Source organism: Arthrobacter sp. 10N410 (assembly GCF_056394945.1).
In genome coordinates this window covers 1-16,738 of the sequence record NZ_JBFTIP010000003.1, presented here as the reverse complement: position 1 = coordinate 16,738, position 16,738 = coordinate 1, and the positions used below count along the sequence as shown (strand labels likewise).

The window sequence follows — 16,738 nt, the reverse complement described above, 5'->3', positions numbered from 1 at the left end:
ATGAGCAAAGCCCCTGTTTCCGCATCCCAGCCCGCTGCCGGCACCGGCATCTACGACGGCGTCGACCACAGCGAGCCGACCGGCCACGGCAACAGCCCGGCGGCCTGGACCACCGTGATCATCATGCTGGTCGGCGCCCTCATCGCGGCCATCGCGTTCGTCATCGCCAACACCCCGATCTTCGTCGCCGGTGCGGTCGTCATGCTGATCGGCCTCGTGGTGGGCTTCGTGATGCGCAAAGCCGGTTATGGCGTCGGCGGCAGCAAGCTGAAGAACTCCGGCCACTAAGAGTGACTGTTCTCGATGACATCAATGCCGGTGTCAGGGAGGATATGGAGGCCCGCCAGCGCCTCGTCACGCTCGCCGAGCTGAAGGAGCGTGCCGCGGCGGCCGCCCCGGCGCGTGACGCCTGGGCCGCCCTGGGCGGGCCCTCGGACCGGACCCAGCTCAAGGTGATTGCCGAGATCAAGCGGCGCAGCCCCTCCAAGGGCGATCTCGCGAGCATTGCGGACCCGGCCTCGCTCGCCGTGCAGTACGCCGACGGCGGCGCCGCCGTGATCAGCGTCCTCACCGAACAGCGGCGCTTCAACGGCTCCCTCGCCGACCTGGACGCCGTCCGGGCGGCCGTGGACATCCCGTTGCTGCGCAAGGACTTCATGGTCGACGAGTACCAGATCTGGGAGGCCCGTGCCCACGGAGCCGACCTGATCCTGCTGATCGTCGCCGCGCTGACCGATGCGCAGCTGGGCGAGTACAGTGCGCTCAGCCGTGAGTTGGGCATGAACGTGCTCGTGGAGACCCACACGCCCGGCGAAGTTGAACGAGCCGTTGCCGCGGGCGCGAGAATCATCGGAGTCAACGTCCGCAATCTCAAGACGCTCGACGTCGACCGCTCCGTCTTTGCGGATCTCGCCGCCGGCATCCCCGCCGGCGCGCTCGTGGTCGGCGAATCCGGTGTCCGCGGCGTGGATGACGTCCGGCACTACGCGGCAAACGGCGCCAATGCGGTCCTGGTGGGCGAGGCGCTGGTCAGCCATGCGACCCCGCGCGAGCGGATCGCCGAATTCATGGCCGCCGGCGCCGAAGAAATCGCCGCACGCTCCTGACCCGCGGTCCGGCCCGGCCCCCGGCCGGACCCCGCGGTGCTTCCGTGCGGCACCGAAGATCTAGTTAGCAGTGGAACAGGATGGTGAGACTGATGGTCGATGCGCCAACAGCCGGCTCAGATGAAAGCCCCGTGGATGCGTTCCTGGAGGGCAAGCGCCCGGACGAGGACGGACCGCAGGGTGCACCCTCCCTGCGCCACGCCCCCGGACCCTACTTCGGCTCGTACGGCGGCCGCTGGATGCCCGAGTCCCTCATCGCCGCCCTGGACGAACTCGAGGATACCTTCGAGAAGGCCAAGGCTGATCCCGAGTTCACCGCCCAGATCGCGGAGCTGAACAAGAACTACTCCGGCCGTCCCTCGCTGCTCACCGAAGCCAAGCGCTTCGCCGAGCACGCCGGGGGAGTCCGCATCTTCCTCAAGCGCGAGGACCTGAACCACACCGGCTCGCACAAGATCAACAACGTGCTGGGCCAGGCGCTGTTGGCCAAGCGGATGGGCAAGACCCGTGTGATCGCCGAGACCGGAGCCGGCCAGCACGGCGTGGCCAGTGCCACCGCCGCCGCCCTGCTGGGCCTGGAGTGCGTGGTCTACATGGGCGCCGAGGACTGCCGCCGGCAGGCCCTCAACGTGGCCCGGATGGAGCTGCTCGGGGCCACCGTCATCCCGGTGACCAACGGATCGCAGACGCTCAAGGACGCCATCAACGAGGCCCTCCGCGACTGGGTCGCGAACGTGGACAATACGCACTACCTGCTCGGAACCGCGGCCGGGGCGCACCCGTTCCCGGCCATGGTCCGGTACTTCCACGAGGTCATCGGCGAGGAGGCCCGCGCCCAGATCCTGGAACAGACCGGCCGGCTGCCGGACGCCGTCTGCGCCTGCATCGGCGGCGGCTCCAACGCCATCGGCATCTTCCACGGCTTCCTGGATGACCCCTCGGTGAAGATCTACGGCTTCGAAGCCGGCGGCGAAGGCGTCGAAACGGGTCGCCACGCGGCCACCATCACGCTGGGCAAGCCCGGCGTGCTGCATGGCGCCCGGTCCTACCTCATGCAGGACGACGACGGCCAGACCATCGAGTCGCACTCCATCTCGGCTGGCCTGGACTACCCGGGCGTCGGACCCGAGCACTCCTACCTCGCCGACATCGGCCGGGTCAGCTACGAGCCCATCACGGACAGCGAAGCCATGGAGGCCTTCCGGCTGCTTTGCCGGACCGAGGGCATCATCCCGGCCATCGAGTCCGCGCACGCCCTGGCCGGCGCGATCAAGATCGGCCAGCGGCTCGCCGCGGAGGCTGGCGATGCGTCAGAAAAGATCGTCCTCGTGAATCTCTCCGGCCGCGGCGACAAGGACGTGGCCACCGCCGCGGAATGGTTCGACCTGCTGGACAAGGATTCACCCGAACACGAGATCGCCCAGGAGGGGGAGCAGCTGTGAGCACCGCCGAAAACAGAGCAGAAGGCAAGCAGCAGCCCGCCAGCAAGTCCGCGGCGGCCATCGACCGCGCCCGGGCCCAGGGCCGTGCCGCCCTCATCGGCTACCTGCCCGCTGGCTACCCGAGCGTCGAGGACACCATCGCCGCGGGCATCGCCCTGGCCGAAAACGGCGCCGACCTGATCGAAATCGGCATCCCGTATTCGGATCCGGTGATGGACGGCCAGGTCATCCAGGCCGCCACCACGGAGGCCCTCGCCAAGGGCTTCCACGTCGGCCAGGTGTTCGACGTTGTGCGCGGCATCACGAGCAAGACCGACGCGGCCGTCCTGGTCATGACCTACTGGAACCCCGTGGTCCGGATGGGCGTGGACGAGTTCTCCCGCCGCCTGGCGGACGCCGGGGGAGCCGGGCTGATCACGCCGGACCTGATCCCGGACGAGGCGGCGGAATGGATGGCCGCCTCGGACAGGTACGGCCTGGACCGGGTGTTCCTCGTGGCGCCGTCCTCCTCGCCGGAACGGATGAAGCGCACGGTCGACGCAAGCCGCGGCTTCGTCTACGCCGTCTCCATCATGGGCGTCACCGGCGCCCGCACCTCGGTCAGCTCCGCTGCCAAGGACGTCGTGGCCGCAGCGCGCGCGGCGGGCGCCGAGCGCGTCTGCGTCGGCCTGGGCGTCTCCAACGCGGGCCACGTCCGCGAAATCGCCGCCTACGCGGACGGAGTAATCGTCGGCACGGCCCTCGTCGCGGCGATCGGTGAGGGCGGCGTCGATGCTGTAGCGTCCTTGACGAAAGAGCTCAGCACCGGCCTCACCAAGGAAGAAGCGTAAGCAATGCAGTCAGTCCTCCACGCGGCAGCGATGGTTCCCGCGAGCATTCCGAGCCCGGACTGGTCCGGCTTCGATATCCCGCTGCCCTGGGGGTCCCTGCGCATTCACGCCTACGCGCTGTGCATCCTGGCCGGCATCATCGCCGGCCTCTGGCTGACGTCGGTGCGCTGGGCGCGCCGCGGTGCGCCCGAGGGCAGCGTCTGGGACATTGCCATCTGGGCGATCCCCTTCGGCATCATCGGCGGCCGGCTCTATCACGTGGTGTCCTCGCCGGACGCCTATTTCGGCCCGGGCTTCGACGGCACCGGCGACCTGTCCCTGATCCCGCAGATCCAGCGCGGCGGACTCGGCATCTGGGGTGCCGTGGTGCTGGGTGCCGTCGGCGCCTGGATCGGCTGCCGCCGGGCCGGAGTCAAGCTCAGCGCCTTCGTTGACGCCGCGGCGCCCGGCCTGCTGCTCGCCCAGGCGATCGGCCGCTGGGGCAACTACTTCAACCAGGAGCTCTTCGGCGGCCCGACCACCCTGCCGTGGGGCCTCCAGGTCGACGCCGACAGCCCCAACTTCCCGGCCGGGATGCCCGCCGACACGCTGTTCCACCCGACCTTCCTCTACGAATCCGTGTGGAACCTCGTCGGAGTGGCGCTGCTGCTCGCGTTGGACCGCAAGTTCGCGTTCCGCCGCGGCCGGCTGTTCTGGCTCTACGCCATCTACTACACGCTGGGCCGCGTCTGGATCGAGGCCATGCGGATCGACGACGCCGAACAGATCAACCTCTTCGGCATCACCACCCGGCTCAATGTCTGGACCAGCATCTTCGTCCTGCTCGCCGCCCTGGTGGTCTTCATCGTCCTCGGACTGCGCAAGCGCGACGTGCCGGACACCCCGTACCTGCCGGGACGCGAGCCCGAGTCCGCGGCGCTTGCCGGGGACGCCGAGGACGAGACGGCCGGCGTCGAGACGACAGACCACGAGACGACAGACCACGAGACGACAGGCCACGAGAGGGACGCCGCCGACGAAGAAGCCGACAAGACGGCTGACGACGACACCGCCGACGCCGCCGTCGGGCCCGAGCCGGCGGCGGAACCCGGCGAACCCCGGGAGCCGGCGACGGTCCCGGCCGACCGCGGAACCATCCGCCATTCGGACTCTGCTGTCTCAGATACTGAATCGCGTGATAATCTCCGGGAGAACCAGAGCGGTCCGGACCGCGCCTCAGCCTCAGCTGCGGCGGCCGGAGAATCCACCGGCGGCACCATGCCCGCCACCGGAGAACCGGCAACCGGAGTATCCGGCCGCCGGGCCACCGGGACCGCACCGGACGCTGACAGCACCAAGTAACTCAGCTCCGGCAATCGGGCTGCAGGGCGATCGCCGGCTGGGTCCGAGTCCACAGCGTCGTGGCGACAGGGTTTGTACGATTGAGCAGGCAGCAGACAGCTGCGCGCTATGCAAACCCAGGTCGGCGGCCCGCGTAACTGTTCGTACAGCAAGCGGCGCTGGCCTACAATTCGAGTAGGAAAATCACGTTGTTGTGCCCGTCACACCGGCGCACCGATTCGGGCCAATGTTGTCCCTCCCATACGCACGATCAGGAGGAAGGACGTCTCCCATGACCCAAACCCTGCATAGCCCCAGCTGGTCCGGTCCGGAACAGCCCACTACGGCGGTCTCACCGTTCAAGCGTTTTGCGGCGCTGCCCGAAGCTGCCGGGCTTTACAACCCGGAGCAGGAGAAGGACGCCTGCGGGCTGGCCATCATCGCCACCCTGCGCGGCGAGCCTGGCTACGACATCGTCGATGCTGCCCTGACCGCCCTGCGCAACCTTGAGCACCGCGGTGCCGTCGGCGCCGATGAAGGAACCGGCGACGGCGCCGGCCTCCTCATGCAGGTCCCGGACGAGTTCTTCCGTGCAGTTACCGACTTCGAACTCCCCGCCGCCGGGCAGTACGTTGTGGGCACCGCGTTCCTGCCGGCCGAACAGCGCGAATCCGATGCCGCCAAGGCAGGCATTGAGGGTCTCGCGGCCGACGAAGGCCTCACCGTCCTGGGCTGGCGTGAAGTCCCGATCGTGGCCGACCTCGTCGGAGCCATGGCCCGGGCCTGCATGCCGTACTTCGCGCAGCCCTTCTTCGCTTCCAGCACCGGCGAGACGCTCTCCCGCAACGAACTCGACTCCCGGGCCTGGCGGATCCGCAAGCGCGCCCAAAACAAGTACGGCGTGTACTTCCCCTCGCTGTCCTCCCGGACCATCGTCTACAAGGGCATGCTCACCACCGCCCAGCTGGAGCCGTTCTACCCGGACCTCTCGGACAAGCGCTTCAAGACCAAGCTTGCGATCGTCCACTCGCGCTTCTCCACCAACACCTTCCCGTCCTGGCCGCTGGCCCAGCCGTTCCGCACCATCGCCCACAACGGCGAGATCAACACGGTCAAGGGCAACCGGAACTGGATGCGCGCCCGCCAGTCGCAGCTTGCCAATCCGCTGCTGGGGGACAGCCCGGAAGAGCTGTACCCGATCTGCACCCCGGGCGCCTCGGATTCGGCCTCCTTCGACGAGGTCGCCGAACTGCTCTGGCTCTCCGGCCGGCCCATCACGCACTCGATCATGATGATGATCCCCGAGGCCTGGGAAAACCACGCCACGATGGATCCCGCCCGGCGCGCGTTCTACGAGTACCACTCGCTGCTGATGGAGCCGTGGGACGGTCCCGCCGCCGTGTCCTTCACCGACGGCAACCTCGTCGGCGCCACCCTGGACCGCAACGGGCTGCGCCCGGGACGGTACTGGATCACCGAGGACGGCCTCGTCGTCTTCGCCTCCGAGGTCGGCGTGATCGACGTCGAACCCTCCAATGTGGTCAAGAAGGGCCGCGTTTCGCCGGGCAAGATGTTCCTCGTGGACACCGAAGCCGGCCGGATCATCGACGACGCCGAGGTCAAGGCCGAGGTCGCCGCGGCGAACCCCTGGGCCGAGTGGCTCAAGGACAACCTGATCGACCTCAAGGACCTGCCCGAACGCGAGCACGTGGTGCACACCGCCGCCTCGGTCAACATCCGCCAGCGCACCTTCGGCTACACCACCGAGGAACTGAAGATCCTGCTCGGCCCGATGGCCCGGACCGGTGCCGAGCCCCTCGGCGCCATGGGGTCGGACACCCCGGTGGCTGTGCTCTCCAAGCGGCCCCGGCTGCTCTTCGACTACTTCGTGCAGTCCTTCGCGCAGGTCACCAACCCGCCGCTGGATGCCATCCGCGAGGAACTGGTCACGTCCCTGACCTGCGCGATCGGCCCCAACGGCAACCTGCTGGACACCAAGCAGGTCCGCCAGCCGCAGGTCTCGCTGCCGTTCCCCGTGATCAACAACGACCAGCTCGCCAAGATCGCGAACATCGAGAACGCCGACGGCGACCGGGTCGCCATGAAGGTGCGCGGCCTCTACCGCCCCGACGGCGGCGAGAGCGCCCTGCGCGCCCGGCTGACCGAAATCTGCGAGCAGGTCTCCGGCGCCATCAACCGCGGCGTCCAGTACGTCGTGCTCTCGGACCGCGACTCCAACGCCCAGTGGGCGCCGATCCCGTCCCTGCTGCTGGTCAGCGCCGTGCACCACCACTTGCTGCGCAGCGCCAACCGCACCAAGACGGCGCTCGTGGTCGAGGCCGGCGACGTCCGCGAAACGCACCACGTCGCCGTGCTGATCGGCTACGGCGCCTCCGCGGTGAACCCGTACCTGGCGATGGAATCCGTGGAGCAGCTCATCAGTTCCGGAGACGTCACCGGCGTCACCCCGCAGGACGGCGTCTACAACCTGATCAAGGGCCTCGGCAAGGGCGTCCTGAAGATCATGTCCAAGATGGGCATCTCCACGGTCGCGTCCTACACCGGCGCCCAGACCTTTGAAGCCCTCGGCCTCGGCCAGGACCTGGTGGACGAATACTTCTCCGGCACCCACTCCCAGCTCGGCGGCGTCGGCCTCGACGTCATCGCCGCGGAGGTCGCTGCGCGGCACCGGATGGCGTACCCGGAAAACGGCATCGAACAGCCGCACCAGCCCCTGCTGGGCGGCGGCGAGTACCAGTGGCGCCGCGACGGCGAACCGCACCTGTTCAACCCCGAGACGGTGTTCCGGCTGCAGCACGCCACGCGTGAACGCCGCTACGACATCTTCAAGGCCTACACCCGCGGCGTTGACGACCAGTCCGAGAACCTGATGACCCTGCGCGGGCTGCTGAAGTTCAAGGCCGGCCTGCGCCCCGCGGTCCCGCTCGAGGAAGTGGAGTCCGTCTCCAGCATCGTCAAGCGGTTCTCCACCGGCGCCATGAGCTACGGCTCCATCTCGCAGGAAGCCCACGAGACGCTGGCCATCGCGATGAACCGGCTCGGCGGCAAGTCCAACACCGGGGAAGGCGGCGAGGACGTGGACCGGCTCCTGGATCCGACCCGGCGCTCGGCCGTCAAGCAGATCGCCTCGGGCCGCTTCGGCGTCACCAGCCTCTACCTGACTAACGCCGACGACATCCAGATCAAGATGGCACAGGGTGCAAAGCCCGGCGAAGGCGGCCAGCTGATGGCCCAGAAGGTCTACCCCTGGGTGGCCCGGACCCGGCACTCCACACCCGGCGTCGGGCTCATCTCCCCGCCGCCGCACCACGACATCTACTCGATCGAGGACCTCGCGCAGCTGATCTACGATGCCAAGCGCGCCAACCCCTCGGCGCGGGTGCACGTCAAGTTGGTCTCCGAGGTCGGCATCGGCACGGTCGCGGCCGGCGTCACCAAGGCCAAGGCCGACGTCGTGCTGGTTTCCGGCCACGACGGCGGCACCGGCGCCTCGCCGCTGAACTCGCTTAAGCACGCCGGCGTGCCGTGGGAACTCGGCCTCGCCGAGACCCAGCAGACCCTGATGCTCAACGGCCTGCGCGACCGCGTGGTGGTGCAGGTGGACGGTCAGCTCAAGACCGGCCGCGACGTCGTGATCGCCGCGCTGCTCGGCGGCGAGGAGTTCGGTTTCGCCACCGCGCCGCTGGTGGTCTCCGGCTGCATCATGATGCGCGTCTGCCACCTGGACACCTGTCCGGTGGGCGTCGCGACGCAGAACCCCGAGCTGCGCTCACGCTTCACCGGCAAGCCCGAATTCGTGGTCAACTTCTTCGAATTCCTCGCCGAGGAAGTCCGCGAGATTCTGGCCGAACTCGGCTTCCGGAGCCTCGAGGAAGCGATCGGCCACGCCGAAATGCTCGACACCCGCGAGGCGATCAGCCACTGGAAGGCCGAAGGGCTGGACCTGGACCCCATCCTGCACGGACTGGAGTTCGACGACGATGCGCCGCTGCGCAACCTCACGGGCCAGAACCACGAGCTGGACAAGCACTTCGACCAGCGACTGATCGCGATGGCCGCCGAGGCCCTCAGCGACCGGACCCCGGTGAAAATCGCCGTCGACGTGATCAACACGGACCGGTCCGTGGGCACCATGCTCGGCCACGTGGTCACCAAGACCTTCAGCACCGACGTGCTCGCCACCGACACGATCGACATCACGCTGACCGGCACCGCCGGACAGTCGCTCGGCGCGTTCCTGCCGGCCGGCATCACTCTCCGGATGTTCGGCGACTCCAACGACTACGTCGGCAAGGGTCTTTCCGGAGGCCGCATCATCGTCCGCCCGGACCGCACCAACGTGTTCCCGGCGGAGCGGAACGTGATCGCCGGCAACGTGATCGGATACGGCGCCACGAGCGGCGAGTTGTTCCTGCGCGGGCAGGTGGGGGAGCGCTTCATGGTGCGCAACTCCGGCGCCACCGCGGTGGTCGAAGGCATCGGCGACCACGGCTGCGAGTACATGACCGGCGGCCAGGCGCTCATCATCGGCCGCACCGGCCGCAACTTCGGCGCCGGCATGTCCGGCGGCACCGCCTACGTCCTGGACCTGCAGACCGAACGGGTCAACAAGCAGGCCCTCGACGCCGGCGAGCTGCAGCTGCGCGAACTCGACGCCGAAGACCGCGAAATCGTCCACGGACTGCTGGTCAAGCACCTCGAGGAGACCGAGTCGCAGCACGCGGCCCGGCTGCTCGAGAACTTCGACGACACCGCGGCCCGCATTACCAAGGTGCTGCCGCGCGACTACGCGGCCGTGCTGCAAACCCGTCTTGACGCCATCGAAGAGGGCCTGGACCCCGACGGCGAAGAAGTTTGGTCTCGAATCCTGGAGGTGACCGGTGGCTGATCCACGCGGATTTCTGAAAGTACGCCAGCGTGAAACACAGCCGCGCCGTCCCGTCCCGGTCCGCATCATGGACTGGAAAGAGGTTTACGAAGCCCAGGAGAAGGGCGTCCTGAAGAGCCAGGCCGGCCGCTGCATGGACTGCGGTGTCCCGTTCTGCCACCAGGGCTGCCCGCTGGGCAACCTCATCCCGGAGTGGAACGACCTCATCTGGCGGGACAAGGGCGAGGAAGCGATGGAGCGGCTGCACGCCACCAACAACTTCCCCGAGTTCACCGGCCGGCTCTGCCCGGCACCCTGCGAGGCCTCCTGCGTGCTGGGCATCAACCAGCCCGCCGTGACCATCAAGCAGGTCGAGGTTTCCATCGTGGACCAGGCCTTCGACAAGGGCTGGGTCAACCCGCTGCCGCCGGCACGCCTCTCCGGCAAGACGGTCGCCGTCGTCGGTTCCGGCCCCGCCGGGCTCGCCGTCGCGCAGCAGCTGACCCGGGTGGGCCACACCGTCGCCGTGTATGAGCGCGACGACAAGATCGGTGGCCTGCTCCGCTACGGCATCCCCGACTTCAAGATGGAAAAAGAGCACGTGGACCGCCGCCTGGACCAGATGAAGGCCGAAGGCACCCGCTTCCGGACCGGCGTCGCCGTCGGCACCGATGTGACCTGGGAGCAGCTGCGCCGGCGCTACGACGCCGTCGTGGTCGCCACCGGCGCGACCGTGCCGCGGGACCTGCCCATCCCGGGCCGGGACCTTGAGGGCGTGCACTTCGCGATGGATTACCTCGTCCCGGCCAACCGCGTGGTGGCCGGCGAGACGGTGGAAAACCAGATCAACGCCGCCGGCAAGCACGTTGTGATCCTCGGCGGCGGCGACACCGGCGCGGACTGCCTCGGCACCGCACACCGGCACCAGGCAGCGTCCGTGACCACGCTGGCGATCGGCAAGCAGCCGTCCGCCGAGCGGGCCGCGCACCAGCCCTGGCCGACGTTCCCCACCCTGTTCGAGGTGGCCAGCGCGCACGAGGAGGGCGGCGAACGTACCTACCTCGCCTCCACCGTGGAATTTGTCGGCGAGAACGGCAAGCTGACCGGCGTGAAGGTTGCCGAGACTGAATTCGTCGACGGCAAGCGCCTGCCGAAGGCCGGCACCGAACGGATCATCCCGGCGGACCTCGTTTTCCTGTCCCTGGGCTTCACCGGCGCCGAACCCGCCGGGATCACCGAGCAGGTGCACGCCGAGTTCGACGGCCGCGGGAACGTGGCCCGGGACGGTTACTACATGACCAACACGGAAGGGGTCTTCGTCGCCGGAGACGCCGGTCGCGGTCAGTCCCTGATCGTCTGGGCAATCGCCGAGGGCCGCGCCTGCGCCGCCGCGGTGGACAAATTCCTGATGGGCAGCACCATTCTCCCGGCGCCAGTTGCGCCGACCGACCGGGCGATCGCCGTCCTGTAACCCGGTCCGGACCCTGCCGGGTCCGGACCGGGCACCGGCCGTTCATCACCGCAACAACTTAAAACAACCAAGAGACAACTAGGGTAGGTATATGAGACGCGCTAAAATTGTGGCCACCTTCGGACCGGCGATCGCGAGCTTCGAGAACACGCTTGCCGTGCTGGAAGCCGGGGTCGACGTGGCCCGCATGAACATGAGCCACGGAGATTACTCCGTGCACGACAACACCTACGAGAACGTCCGCAAGGCCGCCGGCCAGCTCGGCAAGGCCGTCGCCATCATGGCCGACCTGCAGGGCCCGAAGATCCGCCTCGGCCGCTTCGTTGACGGACCGCACCTGCTGGCCGTCGGTGACACCTTCACGATCACCACCGAGGACGTCCCGGGCACCAAGGACATCTGCTCCACGACGCTGAAGAGCCTCACCGAGGACGTAAACCCCGGCGACTCGCTGCTGATCGACGACGGCAAGGTGGCGCTGCGCGCCATCGAGGTGGACGACGTCAAAGTCGTCGCCCAGGTGGTTGTCGGCGGCTACGTGTCCAACAACAAGGGCATCAACCTGCCCGGCGTGGCCGTCAACGTGCCCGCGCTGAGCGAAAAGGACGAGGACGACCTCCGCTGGGCCATGCGCCGCGGCGTGGACATGGTGGCCCTCTCCTTCGTCCGCGACGCCTCGGACATCAAGCGCGTCCACGAAATCATGGACGAAGAAGGCCGCCGCGTGCCGGTGATCGCCAAGATCGAAAAGCCGCAGGCCGTGGACCAGCTCCCGGAGATCATCGACGCCTTCGACGCCATCATGGTGGCCCGTGGCGACCTCGGTGTGGAGCTGCCGCTCGAGGAAGTGCCGATCGTGCAGAAGCGCGCCGTCGAACTGGCCCGCCGATGGGCCAAGCCCGTCATCGTGGCCACCCAGGTGCTCGAATCCATGATCGACAACCCGCGCCCGACCCGCGCCGAGGCCTCCGACTGCGCCAACGCCGTGCTCGACGGCGCGGATGCCGTCATGCTCTCGGGCGAGACCAGCGTGGGCAAGTTCCCGATCGAGACCGTCAAGACCATGGCCCGGATCATCGAATCCACCGAGGTCCACGGCCTGGAACGCGTCCCCCCGCTGGGCACCAAGCCCAAGACCCGCGGCGGCGCCATCACCCGTGCCGCCGTCGAGATCGCCGACCAGCTGGAAGCAAAGTACATCTGTACTTTCACCCAGTCCGGCGACTCCGCACGACGCCTGTCGCGGCTGCGGCCGATCCGCCCGGTCTTTGCCTTCACCCCGGTGGAGCACGTCTGGAACCAGCTCGCGCTGACCTGGGGCATCCAGCCGGTACTGGTCCCGATGGTGGGCCACACCGACGAGATGACCGCCCAGGTGGACCGCAACCTGCTCGAGATGGATCTCGTCGAGGACGGCGACATGGTGGTCATTGCAGCCGGTTCGCCTCCCGGAAAGGCCGGTTCCACGAACATGCTGAAGGTCCACAAGGTAGGCGACCTGGCCGACGCCGGCAGCCACGGCGAGAACGCCGTCACCAAGGACAAGCTCGGCCCCTGGCCGGAAAAGAAGAAGAAGAACACCAAGATCTAGTTCTTCTCCAGATACACCAAAGGGAGGGCTCCGCCGCTGGCATTCAGCGGCGGGGCCCTCCCTTTTGTCTGTCTGTTTGTTAGCGGCTAGTTGACCTGGTTGATGATGGTTTCGGCGACCTCGCGCATGCTGAGGCGGCGGTCCATGGATGTCTTCTGGATCCAGCGGAACGCTTCCGGCTCCGTCAGGCCCATCTTGGTGGTCAGGAGGCTCTTGGCGCGCTCCACGAGCTTGCGGGTGGCGAACTGCTCCTGCAGGTCGCTCACCTCGCTTTCGAGGGCCTTGATTTCCTCGTGCCGGGACAGTGCGATCTCCAGGGCCGGGATCAGGTCGGCCGGGGTGAAGGGCTTCACCACGTAGGCCATGGCGCCGGCGTCGCGGGCCCGCTCCACGAGTTCCTTCTGGCTGAACGCGGTGAGCAGCACGACCGGCGCGATCCGGGCCTTGACGATCTTCTCGGCCGCGGAGATGCCGTCCATGACGGGCATCTTGACGTCCATCAGGACGAGGTCGGGCTTGAGCTCTTCCGCGAGCTGTACGGCCTTCTCGCCGTTGTCCGCCTCGCCGACGACGTCGTAGCCCTCGCCACGCAGGATCTCGATGATGTCCAGCCGGATGAGGGTCTCATCCTCGGCGACGACGACGCGGCGCGCCGGCTGGGAGGTGGGGGTTGACTCCGTCTGTTCTGACACGGGTACTCCTTGGAAAGGTACGGCGGGAACTGGACCATCTGAGGCACGTCCGCGGGTGTACTGGGGGCCGGTAGGGATCGATGCGGCGTCACTGGCGCGATTCTGGAATTCAGCCTATCTGCATGTAGAGTAATTTCGCGCACCGGAAGCGATCGCGTTGCTCACAGCACCATCGAGCAAGCGAATATGACAGCCGGTGTACTCCGCGCCCGAGTGGCGGAATTGGCAGACGCGCCGCACTCAAAATGCGGTATCGAAAGGTGTGTGGGTTCGAGTCCCACCTCGGGCACGTGTTTTCCCTGTTCAGTGGCCTGCGGGTCACTGAACGTGCACAAACTGTTCACTGATGGACCCCCTCGGGGGCTTTTTTTGTTGGTGGCTGTGCCTTCTCCTGGGTTTGGGCAGCGGTGTGGCTGGTTATCTGTTCATGGCGGGGAGGGTCTTGAACTGCATGACCTGATGCTGGCTGGGCGAGCGGAGTCGCCTCGGCTCGTTTGCACTAATTCCGGTCACGACTGTTCATGGCAAGATTTCCGGATCTGTCTTTGTCGTACCGGGTTGTGTTGAGAGCGGGCAGATGCGGCTCGAACGGTTTCTTGCCTGTTCTGTCGAATATTTCTGGCCCTGCACGGGAAGCTGAAACTGGCTCCACGCTGTGACGATGGTGAGCGACGAAAACCGAGCCACGGCGTCCGGACCGCACACCCATCTTCAGCCGTGGATAGTCCGAATTGATCCAGCTGTGGGAGCTTAAGAGCGCGCAGACGATCAGAGTCTTTGGGTGTTTTCGTGGCGCCCCGTTGGCGGAGCCTCTCACACAGCCGATGCTTGACTTGGGTCGGGTCACAAACCCTGTTGGTCTGTGGGTGGGTGTTCGGCCACGCAGAAGAGGTTCCCCTCCCGGTCAGCAAGAGTGGTCCACTGCACGTGTGGGAATTCGTCAAGGACGTCCCACTGGTAAGTGGCACCGAGGTCGAGGAGGCGTCTGACCTCGGCCTGTCGTGACCCCCAGGGCACGGTCAGATCTAGGTGGAACGTTTGGTGCTCGGGGCGAGGACCGGTCATGGGTTGGAAGAACATTGCGAACCCTCCGGGACCCGCAGATGGCAGGTAGACGCTGTCGCCGCCCGGTGAGGGCAAGGCGCCGGTCACGGACGCCCAAAAATCGGCAAGCGTGGCTGGATTCTGAGCCTCCAGGTTGATCGCACCAAGGGTGATCTGATGTGTCGTCATGGTTGCAACGCTAACAGGATCCTCGGACAGCCTCTCGTTAGTGCACGGCGGCGTCGATGCCTCCCGAGACTGGGGCGTCATCCCCAGCCGTCGCAGGTTCCACCTTTCGGAAGCCAACTCAAACATAATGGCTCCGCCCCGGCGCTCAGCCGCAGCTCAGGCGGTGCTATCGAGGATCAGGCGCGCCGCTTCCGTTGGTTGGTCCCAGTGCGGGAAGTGACCGCAGTTTTCGAACCAGTGGAGCGTTGCATCCGGGAACAGCTCCATGGCCCGCGCCGCCTCACTGGGAGCGGTGACCTTGTCCTTCCGCCCCCATCCAATGACCACTTTTCCCTTGAGTGAACCGGCCGGTGCGCCTTCCTGGCGGGGTCCGTGAATCAGCGCGTTGAGGGCAGGGTCCAGACTGGTCGATGTCTTGAACCCGCGAAGTTCATGCAGGACCAGATCCTGCGGCAGCTTCCATGGGTGGGCGGAGAACTGAGCCAACAGGGCCGTGCGGCCAACGGGGTTGCCCGTGAGGAAGGGGAGCGCCGGTTGGATACGGCGCACCAGTGCGACGGATGCCTTGATGCTTGCTCCAAAGATCGCTGCCTGGCGGTCATTCCAGAATCCACCAGGGTCCAGTGCGATCGTGGTGCCAGCGTGCCCTCGCCGTGCCATTTCCAACACCATCCGGGCGCCCATGGAGCTGCCTACCAGATCAAGGTCACCCAGTTCCCCGTCGCGGATAAAGGCTTCGACGGCATCGGTCAGCGTGGCAATGGTGGTTTCTCCGGTTAGCGGCGCGGATTCGCCGCAACCGGGGAGGTCGACGGCGATGACATCGCGTTCAGCGGCCAGCGCCGGGATTATCGGGTTCCAGTTACCAATACTGGAACCGAGCCCATGGATCAGGAGGAGTGGCTTACCGGAGCCTTGCCGGGTTGAGTGCAGCATGACTTCACTGTAAGGGGCGGTGCAACATATCTGGTCAGAGGTCATCTGGCGAAAGGCTCGACGGCACAGCGATACGCGGTTGGGCAGCGCATCCAACACGCCTCAGGTCGAACACATCTCAGGCAGGGGCGAAGAGTTCATGCGCCACGTTGTCGGGGCCCTGAATTCCAGGATCTTACCGGCGCCGATGCCCTTGGACCACCGTGGTGGAGAGCGCCGGATACGACGGCGACAGTGAGAACGTCCGGGTGTCCTCGGGCCAAACCCGCGTAGGTCGTTTTCTGTCCAGTCCGTGCCGGAGCGGGCGGTGATGTCGAAAAGGAGGAACCCGCCGCCGTGATCTTCATTGATTTCCAGCATGAGGGCCGCGCCGTAGTGCTGTGCTTGTTCGAGCCCGGTCCGGTTCCGGTGGCCTACTCTTCAAATCGGAGCGAAATCGCGTTCAAGCCACAACTGCCCCGCGCGGACTGCCGCTTTAGCAGCCTGGTTGCGCTGAAGTGGGCAAAAGAGGGGGTGTGCACAATGTGCACACCCTGGGCTTCGGATCGGGTCGTACTGCTGCCGGAGTGGGCCGGGTTGGCGATGTTTGCGGGGGAGTGCCGGGAATTCAAGGCCTGGAACCCGTTTCGAGTCCCACCTCGGGCACAGTGTTTTCGCTGTTCAGGGGCTTGTGGGCCGCTGAGTGTGTACAAACTGTTTCACTGTTAGGTCCCTTCGGGGGCCTATTTTTGTTGGGGGCGGCTGCTGTGGCCGAGTGGCTCCTTCTCGTGGTTTCGGGCGGCGGTGGCTCTGCCTACTCCTTCATGGCCGGGCTCGCTGCCAACGGCATGACTGGACGCTGGCCGGCTGCCCTTGACGGGGATCGTCCGGCCGGTGGGCTCCGGGTCGGTCAACGTGGCGGTGCCGGCGGTGCGGGATCATCAACGTCGGTGCACCCGTTGTGTAACGGGTTGGTGTCGGTTCGGTGGGGACCCATCCGGGAGGGCGGGTGTTGCCGAAGTACTCCTGACAGACCAAGCCGGACCCGCAGGAAAGTGTCAGCCCCTACCAGGGCGGCGGGGACGGGACACCCATTGAGCTATTTCCAAGGAGCACTCCCATGCGTACATCCATCAAGACTTTCCTCGGCGTTGCCGCTGCCGGTTCGCTCATGTTTTCCCTGGCTGCCTGCAGCCCGGCGAACAACGCTTCCTCCGCTCCGGCCACCTCGGCGTCTTCCTCGGCTGCGG

Annotated in this window: 11 protein-coding genes and 1 tRNA gene; 9 read left to right on the top strand and 3 right to left on the bottom strand. The window is 66.8% G+C overall.

Annotated elements, in window-relative coordinates; translation table 11 throughout:
* The 8 genes from AC1DB8_RS07835 (at position 1) to pyk (ending at position 12,648) form a co-directional block, all read left to right on the top strand.
* Positions 1–288, top strand: coding sequence for an HGxxPAAW family protein (locus tag AC1DB8_RS07835; RefSeq protein WP_441418784.1), 288 nt, complete (start codon positions 1–3; stop codon positions 286–288).
* Between the two features lie 2 nt (positions 289–290).
* A complete protein-coding gene (gene trpC / locus AC1DB8_RS07830) occupies positions 291–1,106 on the top strand; it encodes an indole-3-glycerol phosphate synthase TrpC (RefSeq protein ID WP_476892690.1) in 816 nt (271 codons plus the stop codon).
* A 92-nt stretch (positions 1,107–1,198) separates the two neighbouring features.
* Entirely contained in the window at positions 1,199–2,548 is a 1,350-nt protein-coding gene (trpB, locus tag AC1DB8_RS07825; protein ID WP_441418782.1) for a tryptophan synthase subunit beta, read from the top strand.
* Positions 2,545–3,378, top strand: a complete 834-nt coding sequence (gene trpA / locus AC1DB8_RS07820) for a tryptophan synthase subunit alpha (protein WP_476892689.1) — start codon at positions 2,545–2,547, stop codon at positions 3,376–3,378. Before trpB ends, trpA begins: the two co-directional genes overlap by 4 nt.
* Positions 3,379–3,381: 3 nt before the next feature.
* Positions 3,382–4,719 (top strand): prolipoprotein diacylglyceryl transferase, encoded by a 1,338-nt coding sequence (gene lgt / locus AC1DB8_RS07815; RefSeq protein ID WP_476892688.1) that lies wholly within the window; start codon positions 3,382–3,384, stop codon positions 4,717–4,719.
* Positions 4,720–4,990: 271 nt separating this feature from the next.
* A complete protein-coding gene (gene gltB / locus AC1DB8_RS07810) occupies positions 4,991–9,607 on the top strand; it encodes a glutamate synthase large subunit (RefSeq protein ID WP_476892687.1) in 4,617 nt (1,538 codons plus the stop codon).
* Complete coding sequence (locus AC1DB8_RS07805; RefSeq protein WP_175321726.1) at positions 9,600–11,057, top strand: glutamate synthase subunit beta; 1,458 nt, start codon at positions 9,600–9,602, stop codon at positions 11,055–11,057. The genes gltB and AC1DB8_RS07805 overlap by 8 nt, the downstream gene beginning before the upstream one ends.
* 91 nt (positions 11,058–11,148) lie before the next feature.
* Entirely contained in the window at positions 11,149–12,648 is a 1,500-nt protein-coding gene (gene pyk, locus AC1DB8_RS07800; protein WP_476892686.1) for a pyruvate kinase, read from the top strand.
* Between the two features lie 86 nt (positions 12,649–12,734).
* Here the strand turns inward: pyk and AC1DB8_RS07795 are convergent, their stop codons facing one another.
* Complete coding sequence (locus tag AC1DB8_RS07795; RefSeq protein WP_056739732.1) at positions 12,735–13,340, bottom strand: ANTAR domain-containing response regulator; 606 nt, start codon at positions 13,338–13,340, stop codon at positions 12,735–12,737.
* A 207-nt stretch (positions 13,341–13,547) separates the two neighbouring features.
* Here AC1DB8_RS07795 and AC1DB8_RS07790 point away from each other — a divergent pair.
* Positions 13,548–13,629 (top strand) — tRNA-Leu (locus AC1DB8_RS07790).
* A gap of 554 nt (positions 13,630–14,183) precedes the next feature.
* Here AC1DB8_RS07790 and AC1DB8_RS07785 read toward each other — a convergent pair.
* Entirely contained in the window at positions 14,184–14,573 is a 390-nt protein-coding gene (locus AC1DB8_RS07785; RefSeq protein ID WP_138769518.1) for a VOC family protein, read from the bottom strand.
* A 156-nt stretch (positions 14,574–14,729) separates the two neighbouring features.
* Positions 14,730–15,509, bottom strand: coding sequence for an alpha/beta fold hydrolase (locus AC1DB8_RS07780; RefSeq protein WP_476892685.1), 780 nt, complete (start codon positions 15,507–15,509; stop codon positions 14,730–14,732).
* Positions 15,510–16,738: the final 1,229 nt, after the last annotated feature.

Coding starts and splice junctions, on each gene's coding strand:
- AC1DB8_RS07835 (WP_441418784.1), top strand. CDS start 1: ATGAGCAAAGCCCCTGTTTCCGCATCCCAGCCCGCTGCCGGCACCGGC.
- trpB (WP_441418782.1), top strand. CDS start 1,199: ATGGTCGATGCGCCAACAGCCGGCTCAGATGAAAGCCCCGTGGATGCG.
- lgt (WP_476892688.1), top strand. CDS start 3,382: ATGCAGTCAGTCCTCCACGCGGCAGCGATGGTTCCCGCGAGCATTCCG.
- gltB (WP_476892687.1), top strand. CDS start 4,991: ATGACCCAAACCCTGCATAGCCCCAGCTGGTCCGGTCCGGAACAGCCC.
- pyk (WP_476892686.1), top strand. CDS start 11,149: ATGAGACGCGCTAAAATTGTGGCCACCTTCGGACCGGCGATCGCGAGC.
- AC1DB8_RS07785 (WP_138769518.1), bottom strand. CDS start 14,573: ATGACGACACATCAGATCACCCTTGGTGCGATCAACCTGGAGGCTCAG.
- AC1DB8_RS07780 (WP_476892685.1), bottom strand. CDS start 15,509: ATGCTGCACTCAACCCGGCAAGGCTCCGGTAAGCCACTCCTCCTGATC.